20 protein-coding genes are annotated in these 23,301 nt (G+C 71.8%); 8 read left to right on the forward strand and 12 right to left on the reverse strand.

From position 1 onward, the window contains the following. Positions 1-14: 14 nt before the first annotated feature. The 3 genes from J8403_RS34630 to J8403_RS34640 all read right to left on the reverse strand — a co-directional run bounded on the left by J8403_RS34630 (position 15) and on the right by J8403_RS34640 (position 3,057). Entirely contained in the window at positions 15-848 is an 834-nt protein-coding gene (locus J8403_RS34630; RefSeq protein ID WP_211126580.1) for a COG4705 family protein, read from the reverse strand. Between the two features lie 76 nt (positions 849-924). Beyond that, entirely contained in the window at positions 925-2,379 is a 1,455-nt protein-coding gene (locus tag J8403_RS34635) for an ATP-binding protein (protein WP_211126581.1), read from the reverse strand. Then, positions 2,380-3,057 carry a response regulator transcription factor gene (locus J8403_RS34640; RefSeq protein ID WP_211126582.1) on the reverse strand — a complete coding sequence of 226 codons (678 nt, stop codon included), beginning with the start codon at positions 3,055-3,057 and terminating at the stop codon, positions 2,380-2,382. 241 nt (positions 3,058-3,298) lie between these two features. Here J8403_RS34640 and J8403_RS34645 point away from each other — a divergent pair, with 241 nt between their 5' ends. The 3 genes from J8403_RS34645 to J8403_RS34655 are packed head-to-tail and all read left to right on the forward strand — an operon-like array spanning position 3,299 to position 5,441. Further along, on the forward strand, positions 3,299-4,501 hold the full coding sequence (locus J8403_RS34645) for an AbrB family transcriptional regulator (RefSeq protein WP_211126583.1): 1,203 nt from the start codon (positions 3,299-3,301) through the stop codon (positions 4,499-4,501). Positions 4,502-4,540: 39 nt separating this feature from the next. Then, positions 4,541-5,008, forward strand: coding sequence for a hypothetical protein (locus J8403_RS34650; protein WP_211126584.1), 468 nt, complete (start codon positions 4,541-4,543; stop codon positions 5,006-5,008). Positions 5,009-5,036: 28 nt separating this feature from the next. Continuing rightward, a complete protein-coding gene (locus J8403_RS34655) occupies positions 5,037-5,441 on the forward strand; it encodes a histidine kinase (RefSeq protein WP_211126585.1) in 405 nt (134 codons plus the stop codon). Positions 5,442-5,624: 183 nt separating this feature from the next. Here J8403_RS34655 and J8403_RS34660 read toward each other — a convergent pair whose 3' ends face one another. Continuing rightward, the gene (locus J8403_RS34660) at positions 5,625-6,881 is read right to left on the reverse strand and encodes an FAD-dependent monooxygenase (RefSeq protein WP_246586132.1); all 1,257 of its coding nucleotides are present in this window, start codon (positions 6,879-6,881) and stop codon (positions 5,625-5,627) included. 72 nt (positions 6,882-6,953) lie between these two features. On the opposite strand from J8403_RS34660, the gene J8403_RS34665 reads away from it, so the two are divergent. The 3 genes from J8403_RS34665 (at position 6,954) to J8403_RS34675 (ending at position 9,762) form a co-directional block, all read left to right on the forward strand. Then, the gene (locus tag J8403_RS34665) at positions 6,954-7,514 is read left to right on the forward strand and encodes a TetR/AcrR family transcriptional regulator C-terminal domain-containing protein (RefSeq protein ID WP_211128578.1); all 561 of its coding nucleotides are present in this window, start codon (positions 6,954-6,956) and stop codon (positions 7,512-7,514) included. A 377-nt stretch (positions 7,515-7,891) separates the two neighbouring features. Further along, positions 7,892-8,395, forward strand: coding sequence for an RDD family protein (locus J8403_RS34670; protein WP_211126586.1), 504 nt, complete (start codon positions 7,892-7,894; stop codon positions 8,393-8,395). Between the two features lie 71 nt (positions 8,396-8,466). Beyond that, a complete protein-coding gene (locus tag J8403_RS34675; protein ID WP_211126587.1) occupies positions 8,467-9,762 on the forward strand; it encodes a DUF1266 domain-containing protein in 1,296 nt (431 codons plus the stop codon). Positions 9,763-10,170: 408 nt separating this feature from the next. On the opposite strand, the gene J8403_RS34680 is transcribed toward J8403_RS34675, so the two are convergent. The 3 genes from J8403_RS34680 to J8403_RS34690 all read right to left on the reverse strand — a co-directional run bounded on the left by J8403_RS34680 (position 10,171) and on the right by J8403_RS34690 (position 16,060). Then, the gene (locus J8403_RS34680; RefSeq protein WP_211126588.1) at positions 10,171-11,538 is read right to left on the reverse strand and encodes a protein kinase domain-containing protein; all 1,368 of its coding nucleotides are present in this window, start codon (positions 11,536-11,538) and stop codon (positions 10,171-10,173) included. 118 nt (positions 11,539-11,656) lie between these two features. Next, entirely contained in the window at positions 11,657-15,082 is a 3,426-nt protein-coding gene (locus tag J8403_RS34685; RefSeq protein ID WP_211126589.1) for a WD40 repeat domain-containing serine/threonine protein kinase, read from the reverse strand. Positions 15,083-15,274: 192 nt separating this feature from the next. Next, positions 15,275-16,060 carry a TetR/AcrR family transcriptional regulator gene (locus tag J8403_RS34690; protein ID WP_246586133.1) on the reverse strand — a complete coding sequence of 262 codons (786 nt, stop codon included), beginning with the start codon at positions 16,058-16,060 and terminating at the stop codon, positions 15,275-15,277. 82 nt (positions 16,061-16,142) lie between these two features. Here J8403_RS34690 and J8403_RS34695 point away from each other — a divergent pair, with 82 nt between their 5' ends. Together J8403_RS34695 and J8403_RS34700 are read left to right on the forward strand one after the other, a co-directional pair. Further along, positions 16,143-17,075 (forward strand): zinc-dependent alcohol dehydrogenase, encoded by a 933-nt coding sequence (locus J8403_RS34695; RefSeq protein ID WP_211126590.1) that lies wholly within the window; start codon positions 16,143-16,145, stop codon positions 17,073-17,075. Between the two features lie 152 nt (positions 17,076-17,227). Beyond that, positions 17,228-17,947, forward strand: coding sequence for a phosphatase PAP2 family protein (locus tag J8403_RS34700; protein ID WP_246586414.1), 720 nt, complete (start codon positions 17,228-17,230; stop codon positions 17,945-17,947). A 7-nt stretch (positions 17,948-17,954) separates the two neighbouring features. On the opposite strand, the gene J8403_RS34705 is transcribed toward J8403_RS34700, so the two are convergent. The 5 genes from J8403_RS34705 to J8403_RS34725 are packed head-to-tail and all read right to left on the reverse strand — an operon-like array spanning position 17,955 to position 23,301. Further along, the gene (locus J8403_RS34705; protein ID WP_211128581.1) at positions 17,955-19,280 is read right to left on the reverse strand and encodes a glutamate-1-semialdehyde 2,1-aminomutase; all 1,326 of its coding nucleotides are present in this window, start codon (positions 19,278-19,280) and stop codon (positions 17,955-17,957) included. 7 nt (positions 19,281-19,287) lie between these two features. Next, positions 19,288-19,839, reverse strand: coding sequence for a dTDP-4-dehydrorhamnose 3,5-epimerase (gene rfbC, locus J8403_RS34710; RefSeq protein WP_211126591.1), 552 nt, complete (start codon positions 19,837-19,839; stop codon positions 19,288-19,290). Next, positions 19,836-21,071 (reverse strand): polysaccharide pyruvyl transferase family protein, encoded by a 1,236-nt coding sequence (locus tag J8403_RS34715; protein ID WP_211126592.1) that lies wholly within the window; start codon positions 21,069-21,071, stop codon positions 19,836-19,838. The genes rfbC and J8403_RS34715 overlap by 4 nt, the downstream gene beginning before the upstream one ends. After that, entirely contained in the window at positions 21,068-22,015 is a 948-nt protein-coding gene (locus tag J8403_RS34720; RefSeq protein WP_211126593.1) for a glycosyltransferase family 2 protein, read from the reverse strand. The genes J8403_RS34715 and J8403_RS34720 overlap by 4 nt, the downstream gene beginning before the upstream one ends. Beyond that, positions 22,012-23,301, reverse strand: a complete 1,290-nt coding sequence (locus J8403_RS34725) for an MATE family efflux transporter (RefSeq protein ID WP_211128582.1) — start codon at positions 23,299-23,301, stop codon at positions 22,012-22,014. The genes J8403_RS34720 and J8403_RS34725 overlap by 4 nt, the downstream gene beginning before the upstream one ends.

The raw sequence follows: 23,301 nt of genomic DNA on the forward strand, positions 1-23,301 counted from the left end.
CGGCCGCCGACCGCTCACGCCGTCCGCTCGCCGAGCCGCTCCCGCTCGATGACGTCCTTCCGCGTCACCGTCAGATACGCCACCAGACCGAGGATGACCGCGAGGAACAGCACGCTGGTGACCACGGTGCCAAGGCCCAGGCCGCCGTCCCCGGTCGGCTGGGAGAGGTAGTCGCCCACCGATGCGCCGAGCGGGCGGGTGAGGACGTACGCGATCCAGAAGCTCCACACCGCGTTCAGATCGAGGGTGAAGCGCGCCACCGCGATGGCGGCGATCGCCAGGGCGAACAGCACCGCGGACAACCAGTAGCCCAGGTCCATGCGCTCGGCCACCAGGTCGCCCGCCGCGGTACCCAGCGCGAAGGTGAACAGCACGGCGAGCCAGTAGAACGACTCGCGGCTCAGGGAGTCGATGCTGTGGATGGACAGGGTCCGCTCGCGGCGGTACCAGACGATGAACACGACCGCGAGGACGACCGCGAACACCGTGGTGCTCGTCGTCAGCGGTACGCCCATGTTGTCCGTGAGGTTGTCACTGATCAGAGTGCCGACGATGCTGATCAGAGCCACGGCGAGCCAGTACACGCCCGGGCGGTACGCGGCGGTGCGGAACTGGACGACCAGCACCACCGCCAGCACCACGCTCATCAGCAGCGACACACCGGTCAGGCCCAGACCCAGCTTCTCGTTCAGCATGTCGGCCGCGGTCTCACCCACGGTCGTGCACAGCACCTTGATCACCCAGAAGTACACGGTGACTTCGGGCACCTTGTTCCAGCGGAGGCGGTGACCGGCCGGGGCAGCGGCAGGACCGGAGGCCGTGGCGGTCTCAGGAGTCTCGGATGTCATGAGGCCCGACCGTGCCACCGAGTACCTGAACACATCCTGACTGCCGTACGGCGCCCGGCGCCGTGGGCCCGGTGGTTCAGCCGGACGGGGGAGCGGCGGCCGGCAGGCGGACCACCAGGAGCGCCCCGCCGAGGCCGCCGTCCTCCGGCGCGGGGTCCTGGTCGGCGTAGGCGGTGCCGCCGTGCGCGGTGACGACCTTGCCGACGATGGCGAGGCCGAGGCCCGAACCGCCGGCCTCGCGGGACCGCGCCTCGTCGAGCCGGGTGAAGCGCTCGAAGACCCGCAGCCGGTCCGCGGCCGCGATACCCGATCCGTCGTCGCTGACGGTGAGTTCGACGGTGCCTCCGCGTTCGCTCAGGGTGACCCGTACCCGCCTGCTGGCGTGGCGGCGGGCGTTGTCCAGCAGGTTGCGTATGACGCAGCGCAGTGCCTCGGTGTCGCCCCGCACCCGCCCGCCCGAGACTCGCCGGGCGTCGATGTCCGCCCGGGCCAGGGAGCGCTGCCGGCGGACCTCGGCCAGCACCACCTCGTCCAGGTCGATGACGCGCGCGGCCTGTGACCGCGACCGGGCGGGGTCCTCGCTGCGGGCCAGCGCCAGCAGCCCCTCGACCAGGTCGTGCAGCCGTACCGTGTCCTCCAGCAAGGCGGCGGCCACCTGTGGGTCGCGTTCGGGGTCGGGGTAGTGGGACATGACCTCGAGCTGGGCCCGCAGGGCCGTCAGCGGGCTGCGCAGTTCGTGCGCGGCGTCGGCGACGAAGCGGCGCTGCGCGACAGAGGCGTCGTCGAGGCGCGCGAGCATGTCGTTCAGGGTGGCGCCGAGGGCGTGCACCTCGTCCTGGCAGGCGGGCAGGTCGAGGCGGCGGTGCAGATCGGTCGCGGTGATGTCGGCTGCCTGGCGACGCAGGGTCTCCACCGGACGCAGTGTGCGGCCGGCGGTGAGCGAGATCGTCCAGGCCACCAGCGCGGTCAGCGCGGGCACCCCGATGGCCAGGCCGGTGATCAGGCTGGACAGGGTGTGCTCGGCCTGGGCCAGGGACACCCCCACGACGATGGTGGAAGGCCGGCCGTCGATGCGGATCGGCCGGGCCAGCACCCGGAAGTCGCCCCCGTCGCCGACGTTGAGGCCACGGAGGGTGGCGGGATGCCCCGCGAGCACCTGCGGGGGGAGGTCGTTCGGGAAGCCGCTGGGGCTGCCCGGGCGCGTGTCGTAGTCGGAGCTGGCCACCACCTTCCCCTGGGAGTCGAGCACCTCGACGACATCGGCGTCCCCTCCGTTGGAGGGGATGAGGGCACCCAGCCGGTCGTGCCGGACGAGGGCGGTGACATCGGACAGCCGCTGGCGGCCGGTACTGTCCCGGTCACTCCACATGGAGTGCTGGAGACCGAGCAGCAGTCCGAGGCCGGCCGCGACCATCGCGATCGCGACGACCATCGTGGCCCATATGGTGACCCGGGTCCGCAGGCTCAGCCTCCGGGTCAGCCGCCGCACCCGGCCGAACACCGGACGCCCGACGTGCAGGCGTCGGGACATTCAGCCGCCCTGCCCGTCCAGCCGGTAGCCGACACCGCGCACCGTGTCGATGGCGGACCGGCCGAAAGGGATGTCGATCTTGCGCCTGAGGTAGCCGACGTAGACCTCGACGATGTTGGGGTCGCCCTCGAACCAGGCGTCCCAGACCTGGGCGAGCAGATCGGTCTTGCTCACCACCGTGTCGGGGTGGCGCAGCATGAACTCCAGCAGGCCGAACTCGCGCGGCGTCAGGTCCAGGCGCTCGTCGCCACGGCCGCACCGGTGGGCGGCCGGATCCAGCCAGAGATCACCCGCACGGAGTACCGGAGACCGCTGCGGGGCACTGCGGCGCAGCAGCGCGCGGATCCGGGCGAGCAGCACCACGAACGAGAAAGGCTTCGTCAGGTAGTCGTCCGCACCGAGGTCGAGGGCGTCCGCCTCGTCGTACTCGCCGTCCTTGGCCGTGAGAATCAGCACGGGGGTGGCGATGCCCGCGGCACGCAGGGTCCGGCAGACGTCGTAGCCGTTGCGGCCCGGGAGCATCAGGTCGAGCACGATCACGGCGTAGTCGTTGTGCCTGATCAGGCCGAGGGCTTTCTCGCCGTTCTCGGCGATGTCCACGCCGAACCCCTCGGCGCGCAGCCCGCGCTCCACGGCGAGCGCGATGTTCTGCTCGTCCTCGACGACCAGCACCTGCACGCGGCATCACCTCATGACGTACCGACGGGGTCGCCCGGAAGGCTGATCCTCGATTGCGAGTCTAGAGGCCGGACCGCAGGTCGGCCGCGCGTCTCTCAGCGGGCTCTCAGGTTCTCCTCAGCGCTCACTCAGCGCTCTCAGCGTGTGCACAGCCCGTACCCGGCACAGTGGAGAGTGCCTGCTTCGCACAGGCGTCGAGTCCGGCCAACGGACCCGCACCATTCGACGAAAGGCGCCGATCGTGGCACCGACTTCCGCGCCGTGGCGCACGGACGAACGTCCGTCCCCCACCGCCAGTACCGCGCCGAAGCCCGCCCCGTGCACCTCCGAGCCCCGCGTCTCCCGCCCAGCTCCCACCGGGCTCTGGGCCCTGATCATCGCCGGGGGGTACGCCGCGGGCCTCGCGGCGGACGCCTTCGGCCTTCCCGCCCCCTACCTGCTGTCCTCACTGCTGGTCGGCGCCGTCCTGGCCCTGTGCGGAATGGTCCGCGACCGGCTCCCGGCGCCGGCCAACCGGGCCTCCCAGGCACTGGTCGGCGCCCTCATGGGCAGCTACCTCACCCCGTCCGCCCTCCTCTCCGCCGCGCCCGTCGCGCTGCCGCTGACTGTGGTCACCGCGACCACCATCGCGCTGAGCGTCGCGGTCGCCTGGTTCCTGGCCCGCGGTGGCCGCATCGGCCGGCCCAGCGCCGTCCTCGGCATGGTGCCCGGCGGCTCGGCCGCCATCGTCACCTGCGCCGACGAGCTGAACGCCGATGTGCGGCTCGTCGCTTTCACCCAGTACCTGCGCGTCGGTCTCGTCGCCACCACCGCCCCGCTCGTGGCCCACTGGATGACCTCCGCGTCCTCCGCCGCGGGCGGCCATCAGGCCGCGGGCGGTGGCGCCGGATCCGGCCTCCTCCACGTCGTCGCCGGGTCGGACCAGCTCACCGGCCTGGCCACCCTCGCCGCCATCGCCGTCGTCGGCTCGTGGGCCGGCCGGCGGCTGCGGGTGCCCACGCCGCTGCTGATCGGCCCGATGCTGGTCGCCCTGGCCGCGACGCTCAGTGGCGCCGTGCCCGGCTTCGCCCCCACCGGGGTGCTCCAGAACGTCGTCTTCGTCCTCGTCGGCCTCGACGTGGGCGTACGGTTCACCCGCCGAACGCTCCTCAGCGTGCGGCGCCTGCTGCCCCCGATCCTGGTCTGCATGACGGTCGTCTGCCTCGGCTGTGCCGGGCTCGCGTGGGTCTTCGCCGGAGTGACGAGCATCCCGTTCACCGACGCCTACCTCGCCACGACCCCCGGAGGGATCAACGCGGTGCTCGCCGCGGCGGTCTCCTCCCATGCGAACGTCGCCCTGGTCTCCACTGTCCAGAGCCTGCGCCTGCTGGTCGTCGTCCTGGTGACCCCGCTGATCACCCGGCGGCTGGCGGCGGGCCGACCACCTGCCCCACTCACCGCATGACCCGCTGACCCAACGCCCAGCCGCCGAAGGGGAACGCCTGTGGAAGCCACCGCCCGTATGGGACAGCGGTGGGTCGCGCTCGTCGATCGCGGAAACGGATACGTCGAGGCATGCGACATCGTGGAGTGGCTGCCCGACGGGGCGGAACTGGTCGGCTACATCTGCGGCACGGACGACGCGGCCCATGGGGACAAGGGCCGTGTCGTCCGTGCTGACCGTCATCCGGGATTCCTCGGGTACGAGCGCCGGCCACAGGTGGTCGGAGCCCTACCGGGAATGGGATGGACGGTCTGCTACCGCCTCGGCGCCCCACCGCCGGGCGGCGTGAACGGCACCAGCGGCGCCGAGTGCCTCGAACGCCGGCCGGTGCTCGCGTGGCTCGTGTACGACGACGGTACGGTCACGCCCTGCGATGTGGACCACGACGGACTGGTCTACTGCAGCACCGACACCCCGGAGCTGGCACACGTCGAACCCCCGGCCCCGGCGAGCGGTCGGCAGACGTAGCTCTCCTCGCGATCATCCAGGGCGGTCCATGCGCACCATCTATGACACGCTCCTCCTTGACGCCCGCGAGAGCGCGGCCGATGCCTCGACAGCTCCCGGCACGGCCGATGTCGTGTCCGTTCTGCGCCACATGACCCAACGCCTCGCCACACCAGCCCAGATGAAAGCCATGGTGGAGATCGGGGACGGGCGGCTGGAGGCAGGAGTGACACCGGTCTTCCTCGAGCGCGTCGTCAGCCCGCTGCTCGCCAACGCCGACCGCTACGCCCGTTCTACCGTCACCGTGATGGGACGGCGCAGGTCCAACAGGGTGGGGGTTTCGGCGAGCGTCACGCACGCTGCCCGGAGGGTCCGACCCGCCCCTGGACCTGGTTGGCCATCGCGGCTTCGACCGGTAGGCCCGCAGGTTGAGCTGTCGCGTATTCGAGGCTGAAGCCAGCCGGCCATCATGCGGTGTGAGCGTTCCCGTCGCTGCCGCAGGGGCGCGGGCGTCACCCGGAAGCGGTGCAGACAAGGAGATCCTCGGCCGCTACGCCTTCACCCGGCCGGACGCACCAGGCCTGCGACAGCGGCGCGATCCACATGCGGACGAGGAGGATGGCGACAGTAGTCGCCTTCAGGCGGCGGTGATCGGTGCCGGGTTCTCGGGAAGCTGCCAGTCGCCGCCGCGGTCCTTCTTCGAAAGGCGCGCGGCGAGGTCGGGGACGTGCAGGAAGCAGGCCAGCGCGGTGGCGGCCTGGAAGGCATCGATCGCACGCTGGGTCATCGGCATGCCCAGGCGCAGAAGGCGCGGATTCACCTCGCCCTGGATCTCGTCGATGAAGGGCCGCAGCACGCTGTCGTAGTTCGCCAGCGCAGTCGGCAGGTCGCCCGGGTGCCGGTTGATCTCACCGGCCAGGACATGGGCGCCGACCAGGCCGCCGGAGATTCCCATGCCGCTGTAGGGGGAGGCGCAGTGCGCGGCGTCACCGGCCAGGACCACGCGGCCCTTGGACCAGGTGTCGGTGCGGACCTGGACGACCTCCTGGGAGTAGAAGAACGGGCTCGTCCTCATGCCCTCGATGAAGCGCTCGGTCTGCCACCCGGCGTCGCGGAACCTGTCGGCCCAGAACTCCTGCTGGCGCTCGACGGGCGCCCGGTGGATCGCTGAGGCTTCATCGGATTCCTCCCGTATGACGAAGTACACCTGGGTCTCGGTCGGGTTGTGGCTGCGGCGCATGATCTGGCGGCCTCCCGGGACCATGTAGGTGTCCCGGATGTTGCTGTCGGACGCGATGCGCGGAACGAACCAGTAGGCCATGTGGATGCCCACCCGCCAGTACGGGTCGAAGCCCTCCGGGAGAACCGCCCGCCGGATGCGTGATCCCTGCCCGTCCGCGCCGACCAGGAGGTCGAATGCACCGGAGGACCCGTCGGAGAAGTGCGCGACGACCTTGTGTTCATCCTGCTCGAAGCCGTCCACGCTCGTGCCGAAAACGTACTCGGTGTCGTCTCTCGTCGTGTCGTGCAAGATGCGCACCAGGTCCCCGCGCATGATCTCGTACTCGGACGTGAGGGTCTGCCGACCCCGCCCGGAGGTGTTGGCCATGATCGTCGCCTTGGCCTTGCCTCGGGCATCGACGAAGGCGACGCCCGCCTCGTCCACGAGTTTGCCCCGGACGGCGTCGAGGAGCCCCATGCGCTTGACGGCCTCGATGCCCTGCCCCCGGAGATCGACCTGAGCCCCGGCGGCCCGCAGCGCCGGAAAGCGTTCGACAACGGTCACCTGGTGGCCGCCCCGTGTGAGCCAGAGGGCCAGAGCCTGTCCCGCGACCCCACCACCGGCGACGAGGACCCGCAGGGGCTGCGTTCTCGATCCTTTTGTCATGCCCATCACCCCAAATCTATCAGCGAAAGATTCCTTTTCAGAGTCATCTATCGGCGATAGATTGTCAACGTGACCAAGATGAACCGCGAGGCCGTCATCACTGAGGCGCTCGGCCTGCTCGACGAGGTCGGGTTGGACGCCGTCAGCACGAGACGGCTGGCGAAGCGACTGGGCGTGGAGCAGCCGTCGCTCTACTGGTACTTCCGCACGAAGAAGGACCTCCTCGCCGCCATGGCGGAGGCGGCGATGACCCCCCATGCGACCGCACCACTGCCGACGCCCGATGACGACTGGCGCGACTGGTTCCTGGACAACACCCGCAGCTTCAGGCGCACCCTGCTGATGCGCCGGGACGGCGCACGGCTCCACGCCGGCAGCACCCCCACCGGCGACCTCGACCGGATCCGCCGCAAGATGGACTTCCTCGTCGCCTCCGGCGTCCCCGAGCGGGAAGCACACATGGCAATGCTGGCGGCCGGCCGCTTCACGGTCGGCAGTGTCCTGGAAGAGCAGGCGGACACCGACCCCGGTGACAGCGCGGATCTACCGGCTGACGTGCCGGTGATCGATCACGAGTCGGCGTTCGAGGCGGGCCTCGCCCTCATCCTGAACGGCCTGGTGCACCGTGCCGGGGTGTAGGGGGTTGACTGGTCCCGCAGGTCAGACGCCAGAGGGGTGGGGAGCTGTGACCGCGTAGGTTCGCCGGGTTGGTGGTCGTGGCGGTTGGATGTGCGGTGACGTCCATTCGACCGGTGGAGGCGCGGTGGCTGAGCCTGTCCGTGTGCGCAGACTGACCGGCCAGGGGGGTGGAAGCCGCCCGCGCCGCACCCCGTGCGTGTGCGTTCGCCGAGTTGATGAACAACCGCCCATGGCCGGGACCTGGTTCCGTTACCGACACTCCCCGCCGCCGCGGTGTGCCCGCCGGTCCGGCGGGTGCCAGGTGCCGTCGGCGAGTGTGCCGAGGAAGTCCGGGTTGGCGTTGGCATCGTGGCCCAGGACCATGTTGGATCACGTGTGTGGAGCTTCAACAACCAATCGCGGACAGCCCGTACGGGTATCCCGACTGGCGCAGCGTCCCCTATGTGGGAGAGCGCCGGGGAGCGGGGCAGGATGAGGATGCGCTGGGGCGTTTCGGCCCCCGCCTTGCCGCGCGCGTGCTCGATATCGGTGTCCTGGTCGTCGCCGTCGTGTTCCTGGCGAGCGGGCTTACGGACTTCGCCGGGGACGTCCTGCCGGCGCTCCTCGCCCTGGTCGTGGTCGGCGGGTACGAGCCGGTGCTGACCGCGGTGTACGGGGCCACGCCGGGCAAGCGGCTGTGCGGGCTGCGGGTTGTCCGGCGGGGCGACGGCAGCGGGCTGGGCTTCGGCCGGGCGTTGTGGCGCTGGACGTGCGTGCTGGTCGGGTGCGCCGTGCCGGTTCTGGGGGTCGTCAACGTGCTGCGGTGCGCCTGGGGCCGGCCGTACCGCCAGTGCCTCCACGACAAGGCCGCGGACACCGTCGTCCGCCGCGCACAGCGCTGAGACCCGTCCGCCGCGCACAGTGCTGAAACCCGCGTCGAACGCGCTGATCTTGCGCTCGATATCGTGTCGGCATGGGGTTGTGGAAGAAAAATGTGGCCGCCGCTCAGCAGCCGGTGTGGGGATGGCAGGCATGGGACTTGCAGGGGTGGCAGCCGCCCAGCGCCGTCGAGCAGCGGCTGCTGGAGGCGAAGTCACGCGGTGACTGGGCCGGATATCTCGAGGCGGTGGGCCACACGGACCTGTTCTTCGCCGATGAGCGGGCGCGCTCCGACGCCCGGCCCGGCACGGTCCGCTTCACCCCGCAGTGGAATCCCCATCTGCGCGCTGATTGCCTGGCTCTCTTCACGGAGGGAATCCTTCCACCGCCCGACCCGGACCTGGTCTTCCAGTCCATGACGCTGGAGTGGTACGCGAGCGTCTGGGACGAGAAGGAAGCACCGTGGATCGCCATCAACCCCGGCACCCCCTGCGAAGCCTTCATCCCCGCAGCCACTCCGGAGGCCAGGGCCGTCTGGCGACGGCACACCCCCGACGGGGACGGCTGCGGCCACGCCCACCCCCACCGCCGGCTCCGCGGCCTGTCCGTCGGCGGGCCGCTCCAGGGCCCGGTCGCGTTCGGCCTGGCCTGCGGGGCACTGCTCTTCGTCAACAACGGCGAGCTGTGGAACTCCATGGCCCACCACGGCAACGGCTACGACGACGGGAAGAGAAGGCTCAAGGAGTGGTGGGGGGTGACCTGCCGGGAGGAATGGGCCGACACCCAAAGGCGCCTGCTCGATGCCGACATGGTCAGCTCGGTGTGGGAGTTCGCGCTGGGCGTCCGCCGTTCCCTCGCCCAGGACTTCGCGGGCTCGGTCGAACTGGAACACTGGCGGCAGGCCGCCGAGCGCGTACTGCGCCACAACGCCGCCCAGGCCGCCGAACCCCGGATCACCCCCGACGGAGTCACCCCGGGGCGCCTCCGCAGCACCGCCGAAGTCGAGCCCCGGGTCGCCGGAGTACAACGGCTCATCGGGCGGATCGCCCGCTACGAGGCCCGGTTCCGCGCGGACGGGCTGCTGGCGGACAACGCCTTCGTCCGCTCCGTCGAGGCCTGGGACTACGGCCGGGCCTCCGCCATGGCCCGCTTCGGCCTGTCCGCCCGATACTGCACCCTCCAGGAGGCCGAACAGGCCGTGGTCGCCGCCGGCCGCGCCTCCCGCCACAACTACCGGTCTTGGGAGGAGTTCTCCGCCGCCTACATCCTCGGGCGCTGTCTGCACTTCGACGAGGAGGAGTTCGGCAGCTGGTACGAGAACGTGCTCGCCGCCCACCGCGTCCTCACCACCGACCCGGCCAGCCCCTGGCTCACCATCCCCTGGAACTGATGAACGGGCTGACCCGGCCAGCCCCTGGCTCACCATCCCCTGGAACTGATGAACGGGCCATCACACACGCCCTGCGCGCCGCGGAGCCGACCGCTCTCATCCGCGGCGACGGCCGCTTTGTCGCCTACCAGGACGGCCGGACGGAGGACGTCTTCGTGCGGGACCGGACCGACGGCACCTCCTCCGGTCCGATCGAGGGCCCCATCGAGGGCCCGTCCAGGGCGGCGACACTCGTCCAGCTCAGCAAGGACGGCAGCAAGGTCGTCTACCTCTCGGGCTCCGACACCTACGTCCACGACGAGAGCCTCAGACCTCGCCCGCCCCGACGTCTTCACCCTCCACGTCGACGAGTCCCCCCGCCCCGCGGTCACCAGCGGCTGAGGCCGCTCACTGACGGTGCGGCGCGGATCACCGCACCGCCCGCTCCAGCGCCACGCGCAGTTCCGCCGCGCCGGCGTAGCCGATCTCGGGGTGTTCCCGCAGCGCCGTGTCGATGACGTCCGCGAGGCGTCGGGGGATGGCCGGGTCGCGGCGGCGGATCGGGATCGCCGGCTCCTGGAGGACGACCTGCCAGGGGTCCTTGGCGCGCGGGAACTCGCGCGGGGTCCTTCCGGTCAGCGTGTGGTAGAGGCAGGCGGCGAATGCCCAGACGTCCACGGCGGGGGTGGCCCCGCGGAAGTCGATAACCTGTTGGCGCGGCATGAACATCGGTTTGCCCACGGTGGTGCCGGTGCGTGTCAGCCCGCTCAGGCCCGCCTGGTCAAAGGCCTTTCCGATGCCGAAGTCCGCGATCTTCGCCGTCGTCGAGCCGTCGGTTGCCTTGTGCAGCAGGATGTTGGAGGGGCTCAGGTCGCGGTGGACGACCCCCTGCCCGTGCGCGTGTTCCAGGCCCTTGAGCGCCTGCACCGCCAGGGGCAGCGCTTCCTCGACCGGAAGTCGGCCGCCGCGTTCGGCGACGAGCCGGTCCAGGCTGCCGCCGGTGCAGAACTCGGTGGTCAGATAGAAGGTTCCGGATCCGAAACCCGCGTCGTGCAGCGCGACGACGTGCGGATGCTTCATGGCCCGGGTGAGCGCCACCTCGCGCAGGAACCGGGCGCGCGCCGTCTCGCTCGCCGCCACCTTCGGCAGCATCACCTTCAGCGCCACCTCGACGCCGGTGGCCTCGTGCCGGGCCAGGTACACCGCGCCCATGCCGCCACGGCCGAGCTCCCGGATCACCGAGTAGCCGCGGATGGCCTTGAGATCGGCGCGGCCGCCGTGCGCCAGCTCGAGCAGCAGCTTGAGCACGGCGTCGGGCCGGGCCTGACAGGCGGCGCACAACAACTCGCCGGGGCGGCCGCCCGCCTCGTCGCCCAGCTCGCGCTCGCACTTGGCGCAGCGCGCGAGTGTCAGCGTGGCGACCTGCGGCCGCGTGATGTCGACGCGGAACACGGTGTCGCCGAGGCGGATCCGGTCGCCGTCCTTGAGGTCGTGCTCGGGGTAGGAGTCCGCGGCGGCCTCCTCGGGGGTGAGGCCGCGGCGCCGCTGGCCGATCTTCTCGCCGTTGACATACGTGCCGTTGAGGCTGCCGAAGTCGCGGATGCGGATGTCCGGCGGGTTGATGTCGAGCAGGCAGTGGTGGCGGGAGACGGTCTTGTGGTGGGGGTCGTCGGGCAGTTGTGGCGAACAGTCGGTGGAGCGGCCGAGGACGCAGGTGGTGCGCTCCTCGAAGACGTACACGCCGGGCTTCACCCGGCCCTCGACGAGGGTGAGCCTGATGGCGGCCGAGGGCGTCACAGAGGATCGTCTCCTGGTGTGTGAGGGAAGGCTCCGGAGGGCTTCGGGGGCGAGACGACGGTGGACGTGCGCGTGGTGTGTGCGGCGTCGGACCGTACACGTCCCGATCCGCATCCGCTCAGTCGGTCACCAGCTCCCAGTCGAGGTCCCAGAGCCGGATGCCGTCGTCTCCCGCCGAGACCAGGTTCCGCAGGTCGGGGGTGAGTTCGAGGTGCCGGATGCGTTGTTGGTGCCCTTCGAGCACGTGCAGGCATCGGCCGGTGGCGACCTCCCACATCCGTACGGTCCTGTCGTGGCCGGCCGAGAAGGCGAACCGGGCGTCGGGTGTGAACCGCACGGCGGAGACCCAGCCCTCGTGCCCCGCGAACTCGCGTACGGGCCGCTTGGCACCGGCGTCCCACAGCCGGATCGGTTCGTCCTCGGCGCCCGAGGACATGACCTGGTGTGTGGACATCGCCAGGCGGCCGTCGGCGCTCAGGCACGCCGACAGGATCGGTTCCCGGGGGCCGGTCCAGGTCCGCAGGCAGGCTCCGGTGGCGAGATCCCGCAGCCGGACCACACCGCCTGAGTCGCCGACCGCCGCGAGCCGTCCGTCCGTGGACACGGAGATCACGTTGACCGGGCCGTTCCGGGTGATCGTCGCGACGCAGCGGTCCTCGTCCAGGTCCCATCGGCGCAGGACACCGTCGCCGCTGCCGAACCAGGCGTACCTACCGTCGCCGGTGAACCTGATGGTCCTGACCATGTCCCAGTCCGGAGTCAGCCGACGGCACTCGCCGTCCGCCAGTCGCCGCCGAACGATCGCGAGCGGCTTGGTGCCCTCGCACAGGACGTACTGGCCGTCGTCGCTCAACGCCACCCCGCCCACCCTGCCCGCGTGATCGTCGAGGACGTGCGTGCACGCGCCGCTGTCCAGATCCCAGATCCGTACGGTGCCGTCGCTCTGCCCGCTGACGGCGAGCCGGACTCCCGCGGCGACACCGATCGCCGTGATGGCGCCGAAGGAGAGGTGGCCGGCGTCCAGCGGCCGCGACCAGGCGGAGCGCAGCCGTACGTGGCGCGCCGAGCGGCCCAGTTCGTGCCAGGCGGCCAGGACCTGGGGCGCGCGCTCGTATCCCGGTATCTCCCGTGCGCGGGTCAACAGGCCGAAGGCCGAGCGGTGTTGGCCGTTCGACATCGCCTGGTGTGCTTCGGCGAGCAGTTCCTCGGCCAGTCCGCCGAGCCGGCTGACCTCCGCGTACTCGCGCGGCTTGATCACGTGCGGCTCGGCGGTATATGCGCTGTCGGGCAACCGCCAGCGGTGCACGGGTAGTTCGGGATGTCCGCCGACGGAGCAGCCGAACCGGTCGTCGCGGTCGGGGAATCCGACGTGGTGCATCCCGTACGCGTGGGCGGTGAAGGTCCGCAGACACCGGCCGCTGCTCAGCTCCCAGACCTGAACGGTGTGGTCGCCGGTCGTTCCGGACAGCAGCAGCCGCCCACTGTCGGCGAACGCCAGGTGACCTGCGGCGGCGGTCAGCCCCGTCAACGTACGCGGCGCATCGACCTGCCGGCCGTCCGCCACATCCCACCACCGGATCACCCGGTCCTCGCCGGCCACCGCGACCATCCGCCCGTCGGGACTGAAGCACAGCGCATGCGTGGCCGAGCCGGCCGCCAGCACCCGGCACCTGCCATCGGCCACGCTCCACAGCCGCGCCCCGTCCTCCTCGGCGGTGAGCACATGGCGCCCGTCGGCGCTCACCTCGTACTGCGAGCCGTCCAGGGCGCCGTCCGCGAGTGCCGCGCCGAGCGACCACCGGGGGGTTCCGGTCCGCGGTTCCCAGACCTGGACGCGCCCGTCCACGCCCTGCCACACACCGATGCGTCCGTCGGCACTCAACCTGATCGGGCAGCCCGTGGCGCGTGCGGCGGCGCGGATGGCGCGGGTACACCTGCCTGCCCCCAGATCCCAGAACTGCACCGTGCCGTCGCGGCTCGTGGACAGTGCGTACGAGCCGTCGGGGGTGAGGTCGACGCCGAGCACCTGTGCGCGGTGGCCCTCGACCGCCAGCCGCTGTGCGCCGGTCCCCGTGTCCCACAGCCGGAGCACACCGTCCCAGTGGCCGCTCAGCGCGAGGCGTCCGTCGGGAGTGAACCGGATCGGCAGATAGCCCATCACCTCGTGCCGGGCGAGCAGTTCCACCGGCGCGAACGGCAGCGCGAACGGCTCGCGAAACGCGCGGGTGCCGGTGTGGCGGGCGTCGGGCACGGTTCCGGAGGCCGCCACCCGCAGCGCCGCCCGTACGTCGGTGTCGTCGGGCCGTTCGCGCGCGAGGGCGTCGAGCAGGTCGTGTGCCGCCGCGAGGTCGCCGCGTTCGAGGTGGACCCGGGCCAGAAACAGCCGCACCTGCCAGGAGGAAGCGCCGGACCCACGCGGGATCGCCTCCAGCCGGGCGACGAGTTCCCCATCGGTGATCGCCCCCGTACGCCACCGGAACAGGCCACCGTTGTACACGGCCCCGACGTGGTGGGGGTCGACCGCGAGCGCCTGGTCGAAGGCCTGCTCGGCGTCGGCGGCCCGGTCCAGGTCGAGGAGCGAGAGGCCACGGTTGTTGAGCTCGTCGGCGCGCAGATCGGCGGCCCGCGACGTGGGGCGCGGATACGCCGAGCCGGTCACGTGCTCGTAGATCCCGGTCAGCACATCCGCGATGTCCGCCATCGAGGCCGGCCGGTGGGCCGGGTGCTGGCGCAGACAGCGCCGGAGCAGGTGGGCGACTTCCGGTGGCGCCGCGACCGGATTGGAGGGGTCGGCCAGGTATTGCTCCAGCGCGAGACCCGCGACCGAACCAGCAGCCCAGTGCACACCGCCGGTGAACATCTCCAGGACCGAGACCGCGAAACTGTAGACATCGCTGCGCCGGCCGACGGGCTCGCCCGCGAGCTGCTCCGGGGACGCGTAGCCGACCGTCATGCCGCCGAACGGCACCAACACGCTGCCACCGGGCGCCACATGGAGGTCGGCCGGTGCCGTGGCGGCCTTGGACCGGGCGAGACCGAAGTCGGTGATCTTCGCGGCTCCCGTGCCGTCGAGGAGGATGTTGGCCGGCTTCACGTCCTGGTGCACCAGGTCTGCGCGATGGGCGTGCTCGAGCCCACGGGCCGCCTGGACCGCCGTGTCGAGAACACGGGCGAGGGCCTGACGCGCGTCCCCGGCGTGGAGGCGCCCGTCACCGATCCACTCGGCCAGGCTGCCGCCGTCGACAAACTCGGCGAACACGCGGGGGACACCGTCGATCACCCGCACGTAATGGCAGGCGCAGACGTTCGGATGGAGCCCGAGGGACACCCACGCCTCGGCCTCCCTGACGAACAGCTCCTGGTCGCCGGGGTTGCGGAACAGCTCGGGCCGCGAACTCTTCACCGCCATGTCGATGCCCCAGCCGAGATGCCGTACCCGGTGCACGACACCCATCCCGCCCCGGCCGAGCTCGCCGACCACCCGGTACCGGCCGTCGACGGTCTCGCCGGTCCCCCAAACGGACGGCGACGTAGGTGCGTTCACTGCGATTCCTCATCGTGAGTGCGGCAGAAGTCGCCGTCCCGGAAGGCCCGGACGCAGAAGGCCCCGTTGTCGGATTTCGACGAGGGCCAGTATGTGACGTGGTCGATCCTGGTGTCGATGTTTCAGGCTCAGCGCGGGGTGCGGGAGCGCGCCGCTCACGGGCCCCGTCACCAACGTCCCCGGACAGCACAGCTAGTCGCGGGTGATGTCCGAGTTCTGGATCAGGGCGCGGAATCCGGTCAACAAGGCGTTGAGGCCGACTTCGAACTCGTCGTCGCTGCTGACCTCCGCGAGGGTGTCGGCGTGCTGGACGAGCAGGGGGAAGGTCGCGGCGTCCCGGGAGCGGTACAGCAGGCGTCGGTGACGGCTCTCCTCGGGGTCCGACATGTCCAGGCCCAGGTTGAGGTGCACCGAGCCGATGACGAAGGTGGCCAGCGAGGATGCGGCGGCGGAGGCGAGCCGGGGGCTGAGGCCGGCGTTGATGAAGAGTTCGAGGGAGTACTGCACCCCGGCCAGCGAGTTGGGACCGAGCCGCTCGGTTCCGCGAAGGAGCGAGGCCACGCCGGGGTGGCGGAGCAGGTGCGCGCGGAACAGGCGTGCGGACCACGCCGCCTTCCCGGCCCAGTCCATGCCGTCGGGCGGAGCCGAGCTCGCCACGTCGAGTGCCCGGTCGACCAGGAGGGTCACCAGTTCCTCACGGTTGCGCACATGGCGGTAGAGGGACGCCTGTGTGCAGCCGAGCTCATCGGCGATGTTGCGCATCGTCAGCGCGGCCGCCCCGCGCGTGTCGAGCAGGGTCATGGCCGCGTCGAGGACGGCATCGAGCGTCAGTGATCTGCGCCGCCGCGGCCGCGCGGGTTCGCTCTCCCGGGCAAGCCACCAGGCCGCCGTGCCCGGCCTCGGTTCCGCCGGCCGGCTCTTCCGCGGGTGTTCCGGCGGCGGTTCGCCTGCCGTGGCCTTCGTCGTCGGTTCATGCACCGGACAAGCATAGGTGTGAGGTGAACCCCGATCACTTAACCTAAGCTAACGGCGTTCGCATAACGGAGTCGAAGGGGTCACCATGCGCGCAGTACGCAATACCGATCAGGGCATCCTCGTGGCCGAGGCCGACGAACCGGAGGTGCCCGGGGTACGCCTCACCGTCGCCTCGGCGGGCATCTGCGGGACCGACGTGAACTTCGCGGCCGGTGGCGTTCAGGGCTACACCTATGGCCACGAGTTCGCCGGCACCGACGCCGACGGCCGGTGCTACGCCGTCGAGCCCACGGTCTACTGCGGAGTGTGCGGCCAATGCCGCGCCGGCCATGTCCAGCGGTGCGCCGCCCCGGAGCACGGAACGCTCGGGATATTCCGGGACGGCGGCATGTGCGATGCCGTGACGGTCCCCGAGAACATGCTCGTCCCGCTGCCGGACGGCCTGGACGTACGCGACGCCTGCCTCGTGGAGCCCGCGTCAGTGGCCTGGCACGGTGTCCGCGGCGCGGCGCTCACACCGGGGGAGCGGGTGGCGGTCGTCGGCGGCGGCAGCATCGGGCTGCTGGCCGCGGCCGCGGCCCGGCAGCGCGGCTTCGACGTCGATATCGAGGTGCGCCACAAGCACCAGAGGATCGCGGCGGAACGCCTCGAAGCCGGCTCGGCCGAAGGCCTCTACGACGTCGTGATCGACGCCGCGGGCAGCGAGACCGGTCTCGCCCGGTGCGCCGAGCTGGCCCGCCCCGGCGGTCGCGTCGTGCTGCTGGGCGTGTACCAGCACACCATTCCCCTCCCGGGCGTCGTCAGCCTGGTCAAGGAACTCACCTACGTCCACTCCATCGCCTACAGCCGGCACGACGGCATCCGCGACACCGAACAGGCCGCGGCGCTGCTCGCCGGCAACCCCACGATCGCGCAGACCGTGATCACCCACCGCTTCCCCCTCGACGAGGCCGCGGAGGCCTTCCGCGTGGCCGGTGACCGGGCCTCCGGAGCCATCAAGGTCGTCCTTCACCCCTGACGGCGGTCCGCTCACAGCAGCCGCAAGGACCGGTCCGCTCACAGCGGCCGCAAGGACACGGAATCGACGGCCGCCGCCCCGACCGGATCGTTCGTTAGGATGACGGCGGCTTGAGGGTGGGTCGGACACGAGGGGGGCTCGCGTTGGATCGCCTGGCGGGAGCGGGTCGACCGGACGCGGTGGGCGGGGCGACCGGCCGGTCGGCGCCTGCGGTGCTGCCCCCGTCGCTGCGCGGGTGGCTCGGGCCGATCGCGGCCCTCGCCGCACTGGTGGTCGTCGTGCTCGGGGTCCGGTATGCCGGCGACAGTGGGCCCGGCACGGTGGACGCGCGGATCTGGGCGGCGGTGGACGGTATGGGATCGCCGTGGCGCCATGTCGCTCTGGCCACGGACTTCTTGGGGGAGCCGGTGGGAGCCGCGACGCTGATCGTGGCCACCGTGACGGGCTGCCTGCTGCTTCGGCGTCCTCGCGCGGCGGTGCTGGTCGTTGTCGGCGTCAGCATGACCGTGGGGACCGCGACCCTGCTCAAGTACCTGGTGGGACGCACCATTCACGGCGCCGACAACCTGTCCTACCCGAGCGGGCACACCGCCTTCCTCACCGCGCTCGCCCTCGTGGCGGCGCTGCTCGCGGCAGGCCGGCTCGGCCTCGGCAGGACGGCCGGCACCTCACTCGTGCTCACCGCGGCGCTGGTTGCCGGCGCCGCCATGGGCTGGGCGCAGGTCGCCCTGGGCGCGCACTACCCGACCGACGTTCTGGGCGGCTGGTGCACCGCGCTGGCGGTGGTCCCGGCGACCGCGTGGATCGTCGACCGGACGGCCGACCGGCTGGTCGATCGGACGGCCGACGCCGGTCGGCGGGAAATGGGCTGACGCCGCGTCACGCCAGGCGGCGGAACACCGGTTTCACCGGGCGTCCGCCCAGCCACGGGGTGGGGTCGGCGGCGTCCAGTGCCTTCCGGTACACCGCACACGCCTGGGCCACCACGTCGACCGTGTGATCGATGTCGGCGTCGCCGAGCGCGCTGCTCACCACGAACGACGGGGCGAGCACCCCGCCCGCGAGGAGCCGGCGCAGGAACAGGGTGCGGTACCGCTGCGACGGCTGCCGGTTCTCGTCGAGGGTGGCGAAGACCAGGTTGCTGGCCCGGCCCCGGACGACGAGGTGGTCGCCGACGCCCATGGCGGCCGCGGCCTCCCGGACGCCCGCCGCCAACCGCGCGCCGAGGGCGTGCAGTTGGGCGGTGACGCCCTCCTCGGCATAGGTGGTCTGCACGGCCATCGCCGCTGCCAGGGAGTGGGTTTCCGCACCGTGGGTGGTGGACAGCAGGAACACCCGCTCGCCGGAGTGCCGCAGTCCGCCCCGCTCCATCAGGTCGCGGCGCCCGGCCAGCGCGGAGACGGCGAATCCATTGCCCAGCGCCTTGCCGAACGTGGACAGGTCGGGCACGACGCCGTACAGGCCCTGGGCGCCCGCCTCGGACCAGCGGAAGCCGGTGATCATCTCATCGAAGATCAGTACGCAGCCGTGCCGGTCGGCCAGTTCGCGCAAGCCCGCGAGGTATCCGGGCGGAGGTTCGGTGTGGGTGGCGGGTTCGAGGATCAGACAGGCGACCTCGTCGGCGTACCGGTTCAGCACCTCCTCCGTGGCGGCCAGGTCCCCGTACGGGAACGCCACGGTGAGATCGGTGGTCGCCGCCGGAACACCGGCCGACATCGGCGTGGTGCCGATGAACCAGTCGTCGACGGAGAAGAACGGATGGCCGGCGCAGATGGCCACCCGCGGCCGCCCGGTGGCGGCGCGGGCGAGGCGCACCGCGGCGGTGGTGGCGTCGGAGCCGTTCTTCGCGAACTTCACCATCTCGGCCGTCGGCACCGTGGCCAGGAAGCGTTCCGCGGCCTCGACCTCCACGATGGACGGCCGGACGAAGTTGCCGCCGCGGTCGAGTTCCCGCCGCACCGCCTCGGTCACGCGTGGGTGGGCGTGGCCGAGGCTGACCGATCGCAGGCCGGAGCCGTACTCGACGTAGCGGTTGCCGTCGATGTCCCACACGTGGGCACCGCGGCCGTGGCTGATGACCGGGGCCAGGTTCTCGGGGTACTGGTCGTCGCCCTTGGCGTAGGTGTGCGCGCCCCCCGGGATCATGGTGTGCAGCCGCTCGTTCGCCGCCCGCGACCTGGGGAGGAGGAACTCTTCGGTGTCCACGCTCACTTCACCCCTCCCCGTGCTTCAGGACCTCGGCGAGGCCCGGCGCCTCCCGGTCCCGCCGGGACATCGATGTGATCGGCAGCGGCCAGGGAATGGCGAGCTCCGGGTCGTCGAAGGCGATCGTCACGTCTTCGGAGGGATCGTGCGGGCGGTCGATCCGATAGGAGGTGTCGGCGGTTTCGGTCAGCGCCTGGAAACCGTGCGCGCACCCCGCCGGGATGTACAGGGTCGTCTGCGTCTCGCCCGACAGCTCGAAGGAGGCCACGGCGCGGTAGGTCGGCGAGTGAGGCCGCAGGTCCACGACGACGTCGAAGATCTTCCCGTACGAGCACCGCACCAGCTTGGCCTCGCCCTTGCCGGAGCGCAGGTGCAGGCCGCGCAGTACGCCCCGGACCGAGCGGGACAGGCTGTCCTGGACGAAGGCGTCCGGGTCGAGGCCCACCGAGCGGACCACGTCGGCGTCGAAGGTGCGGCAGAAGAAGCCGCGTTCGTCGGCGTACGGCGTCGGCTCGAACAGATACGCGCCCGTGATCGCCGGGACTTCGATCGCTTTCATGGTGTCTCCTGCCGGGTGCGGGCGTGCGGGTGGTCGTTCGCCGGGAACAGGGCGGCCGTCAAGGCGGTGAACTGGTCCTGGAGCTGCCGGGCGGTGAGCCGGTTCCGCTCGGCGAGGGTCTGCCGCAGCTCGGCCGATCGCTTCTCCAGCGCCCGGAACTGCTCCAGCAGCCGGTCGGCGTCGACCTCGCGCGCCGGGTGGCAGTACGCGCCGAGGCCCATCCGGTCCATGAGCGCGTCGCTCTTCGCCGCATAGCTGAGGGCGAGGGTCGGCGTTCCGGTCCTCAGCGCGCAGACCAGGTTGTGGTACCGGGTCGCCACCACGGTGTCGGCGGCCGCCGTCTCCTTCATCAGGTCGGCCAGTGAGGCCGCCTCCGCGGCGGTGACCAGCGGCGAGTCCACCGCCTCGAGGATCGCGGCGACCACCGAGGCGTCGCACGCGTCGCCGGTGAGCAGCCGGACCGGCCTGCCCTCCTCGACCAGCGCACGGACGAACCGGATCGTCCCGTCGAGGTAGCGCCGGTAGATCTCATCGGCCCGGGCGCGGTCGTCGTTGCCGCCGTGGAAGTCCATGACGCCGACGCAGACCACGCCGGGCGGGCCGGAGGGCGCGTCGGGCGGCGGTATCGGCAGGGCGAAGGCCAGGTCCGGATACACCTCGTCGCGCGCGGTGTCCACGCCCATCGCCCGCATCGCCTCACGGGACGGGGTATCCCGGTACGAGCGGTACGCGGCCAGCCGCGCCGACCAGCGCACCAGGGCCCGGGTGGGCCGGTCGCCGATCTCGGCGGCGCCGACGCCGACCAGCGCGACCCGGGTGCCCAGCAGCCGGCCGCTCGCGCAGAGCAGGAACAGCGAGTACGGGAAGCCCCACGGCCGCAGCGGCAGTGTGGCCTCCAGGACACCCATGCCCGGCACGATCACCACGTCGTGCCGGCGCACCCAGGCGGCGGTGCGGCAGACGTCGACGAGTTTGCCCAGGCCCTTCCCCGCGATCGCGCCCGCACGGGACGCGGTCCGGTACTCCCCGCGGTACCAGTGCAGCCGTGTCGCGGGGATCCGGAACCGGGTCGTCACGGCCTCGGGCCCGCCGCACAGCGCGTCCACGACCGCCTCCGGGTGCTCGGCGCGGAGGTACCCGAGGACGGCCTCCAGCGAACCGTCGTTGCCGAGGTTGCCGGAGCCGAGCAGGCCGAACACCCCGACGCGTACGGGAGTGTCCGCGGACGTCATGTGCGCCGCCCCTCGCGTCCCGCGACGAGGTCGTCGACGGAGACGGTGAGCTTCGCCGGGTCGACCGGGGCGCGGTCCTCGACCCGCTCGCCGACGCCGGGCCGGGCCCGGCTCGTCATCCACGCGGCCAGGTGGCGGTAGCAGGCGCGCCGGTCGGCCACGGACAGCGGCGCCCGCCGGATCGCCGAGGCGAAGCCCCAGACGTACTCCGCCAGCAGCCGGGGCGTCGGGTGCAGCCGGCCCGCCCGGCGCGGGTCCAGGTTGACGCACCGGGAGCGCTTGGACGGGTTCGCCCGCTCGGCGCGGGTGGGGTGGTCCCGGCGGAAGTACAGCAACTCCGGCACCTGGTGGAAGGGTCCCTGGAGGACGAGCTGGGCGACGAACGTCCGGTCCGCGTGGTGATAGCTGTCGTGCGGCTTCACCCGGCGCAGCATGTCGGCGCGCATCACCCCGTAGAAGTCGTCGCCACCGGGCTCGAACAGGAAGCTGCGGAAGCGCTCCGGCGCGTGCGGCGAGGCGGTGGCCAGCCCGTACGCGTACGGGACCTTCACCTGACCTTCGCCGTCGATGACCGCCTGGTCGGAGTGTGCCAGGACCACCTCCGGCCGCTCGTCCAGCGCCTCCACACAGCGCCGCAGCAGGTCCCGGGCGTACAGGTCGTCGTGTGAGGCCCACTTGAACAGTTCGCCGCGGCACTCGGTGAACACGTAGTTGTGGTTCGGCGCGGCGCCGATGTTCCGGCGCAGCCGGACGTACCGGATACGTGAGTCCTGCGCGGCGTACTTGCGGCAGATGTCCTCGGTACCGTCGGTCGAGGCGTTGTCGGAGATGACCAGCTCGAAGTCCTCGTAGGTCTGGCCGAGCAGGGCGTCGAGCGATTCGGCCACGTACTCCTCGCCGTTGTACACGGGCAGGCCGATGCTCAGCCGGGGATGGGCGGTCATGACGTCCTCACTTCGGGGATGGGTTCCTTCAGGTGCTCGCGCAGGGCGGAGCGCAGCTGCAGCCACCACACGGCCGAGCCGGCGAGGGTCGCGGTGGCGACGCCCCAGGCCGAGCCGACCGTCCCGGCCAGGGCCGCGCCGCCGAGCCCGCCGGCGACGTAACAGGCGGAGGCGAACAGCTGGCAGCGCAGGCTGCGCCGGGCCGCGGCGAGCGCGCGCAGCCCGGCCGCCGCGCCGGAGCCGAGGCCGGCGCCCGCGACGCCGAGGGTGACCGGCACGATGAGCCGGGCGGCGGAGTGCCAGACGTCGCCGAGCACGAGCTCGCCGAGCCGGTCCGGCATCAGCAGCAACGCCCCGCCCCACAGCAGCGCGGCCACGGCCTGCCCGCCGCCCAGCAGGAGGCAGAACGGGCCGAGGCGGTGCGGGGAGCGCCGCAGCACCCGGGCCGCCTCCGCGACGGTGACCAGCGAGAGGCCCATCAGCACGGCGAGGAACGGGCCGAGCAGAAGCTCGGCGCCCCGGACCGCGCCCACCGCGCCGACCCCGGCGATCACGCCGAGCCCGTACGCCCGCACCTGGCTCGCGCCGCTGAGGCTGACGTTCTCGACCAGATACCGGTAGCCGAGGTCGCGCTGCTCGCGCAGCCACGCGCGGGCCCGGCCCACCCCGGGCAGGATGCCGGACTGGACGTAGCCGTACGCCGCGGCCACCGTGGCGGACGCGCCCCAGGCGAGCACGAAGGCCGCCACGCTGCCCACACGGGCCGCCACCACCATGGCCGGGACGAGCGCGACACCCCATACGACGTCGTTGACGAACGCCTTGCGCCCGGTGCCCGCGGCGAAGAACGCGTACCGCCAGGCGTCCTGGAGCAGCAGCCCCGGCAGCATGACGCCCAGACAGGCGAACGCGGGCCCCACGCGCCCGCCCAGACCCAGGCCGACCACCACACACGCCGCGCCGATGGCGGCACCGACGCCGAGCGCGGTACCCGACGACCGGGCCACCGCCCCGCGCCAGGACGCGTCCGACACGCCGCTGAAGCGCACCACGAGCGGATCGGTGGCCAGCCCGCGGGAGACGTTGAGCACCACGCCGTAGGTCACCCAGGCGAGGCTGAACACGCCGAACGCGGTCACCCCCAGCGAGCGGGCCACATAGATCCCCACCGCGAAGTTGCTGATGCTGGAGGCCGCCTGGTCGGCCAGCCCCCAGGACAGCCGGCCGACGAAGGCCCGCCGGACGGATCCGGCCGTCGGCGTCGCCTTCTCCTCCTCGGTGGTCAT

The organism is Streptomyces yatensis, assembly GCF_018069625.1.
GTDB lineage: Bacteria > Actinomycetota > Actinomycetes > Streptomycetales > Streptomycetaceae > Streptomyces > Streptomyces yatensis.

What these genes read in the sequence shown, in the direction of transcription:
- J8403_RS34630 (WP_211126580.1), bottom strand. Translation starts at nt 848, where the DNA reads ATGACATCCGAGACTCCTGAGACCGCCACGGCCTCCGGTCCTGCCGCT.
- J8403_RS34635 (WP_211126581.1), bottom strand. Translation starts at nt 2,379, where the DNA reads ATGTCCCGACGCCTGCACGTCGGGCGTCCGGTGTTCGGCCGGGTGCGG.
- J8403_RS34655 (WP_211126585.1), top strand. Translation starts at nt 5,037, where the DNA reads ATGCGCACCATCTATGACACGCTCCTCCTTGACGCCCGCGAGAGCGCG.
- J8403_RS34660 (WP_246586132.1), bottom strand. Translation starts at nt 6,881, where the DNA reads ATGGGCATGACAAAAGGATCGAGAACGCAGCCCCTGCGGGTCCTCGTC.
- J8403_RS34665 (WP_211128578.1), top strand. Translation starts at nt 6,954, where the DNA reads ATGAACCGCGAGGCCGTCATCACTGAGGCGCTCGGCCTGCTCGACGAG.
- J8403_RS34675 (WP_211126587.1), top strand. Translation starts at nt 8,467, where the DNA reads ATGGGGTTGTGGAAGAAAAATGTGGCCGCCGCTCAGCAGCCGGTGTGG.
- J8403_RS34695 (WP_211126590.1), top strand. Translation starts at nt 16,143, where the DNA reads ATGCGCGCAGTACGCAATACCGATCAGGGCATCCTCGTGGCCGAGGCC.
- rfbC (WP_211126591.1), bottom strand. Translation starts at nt 19,839, where the DNA reads ATGAAAGCGATCGAAGTCCCGGCGATCACGGGCGCGTATCTGTTCGAG.
- J8403_RS34715 (WP_211126592.1), bottom strand. Translation starts at nt 21,071, where the DNA reads ATGACGTCCGCGGACACTCCCGTACGCGTCGGGGTGTTCGGCCTGCTC.
- J8403_RS34720 (WP_211126593.1), bottom strand. Translation starts at nt 22,015, where the DNA reads ATGACCGCCCATCCCCGGCTGAGCATCGGCCTGCCCGTGTACAACGGC.
- J8403_RS34725 (WP_211128582.1), bottom strand. Translation starts at nt 23,301, where the DNA reads ATGACCACCGAGGAGGAGAAGGCGACGCCGACGGCCGGATCCGTCCGG.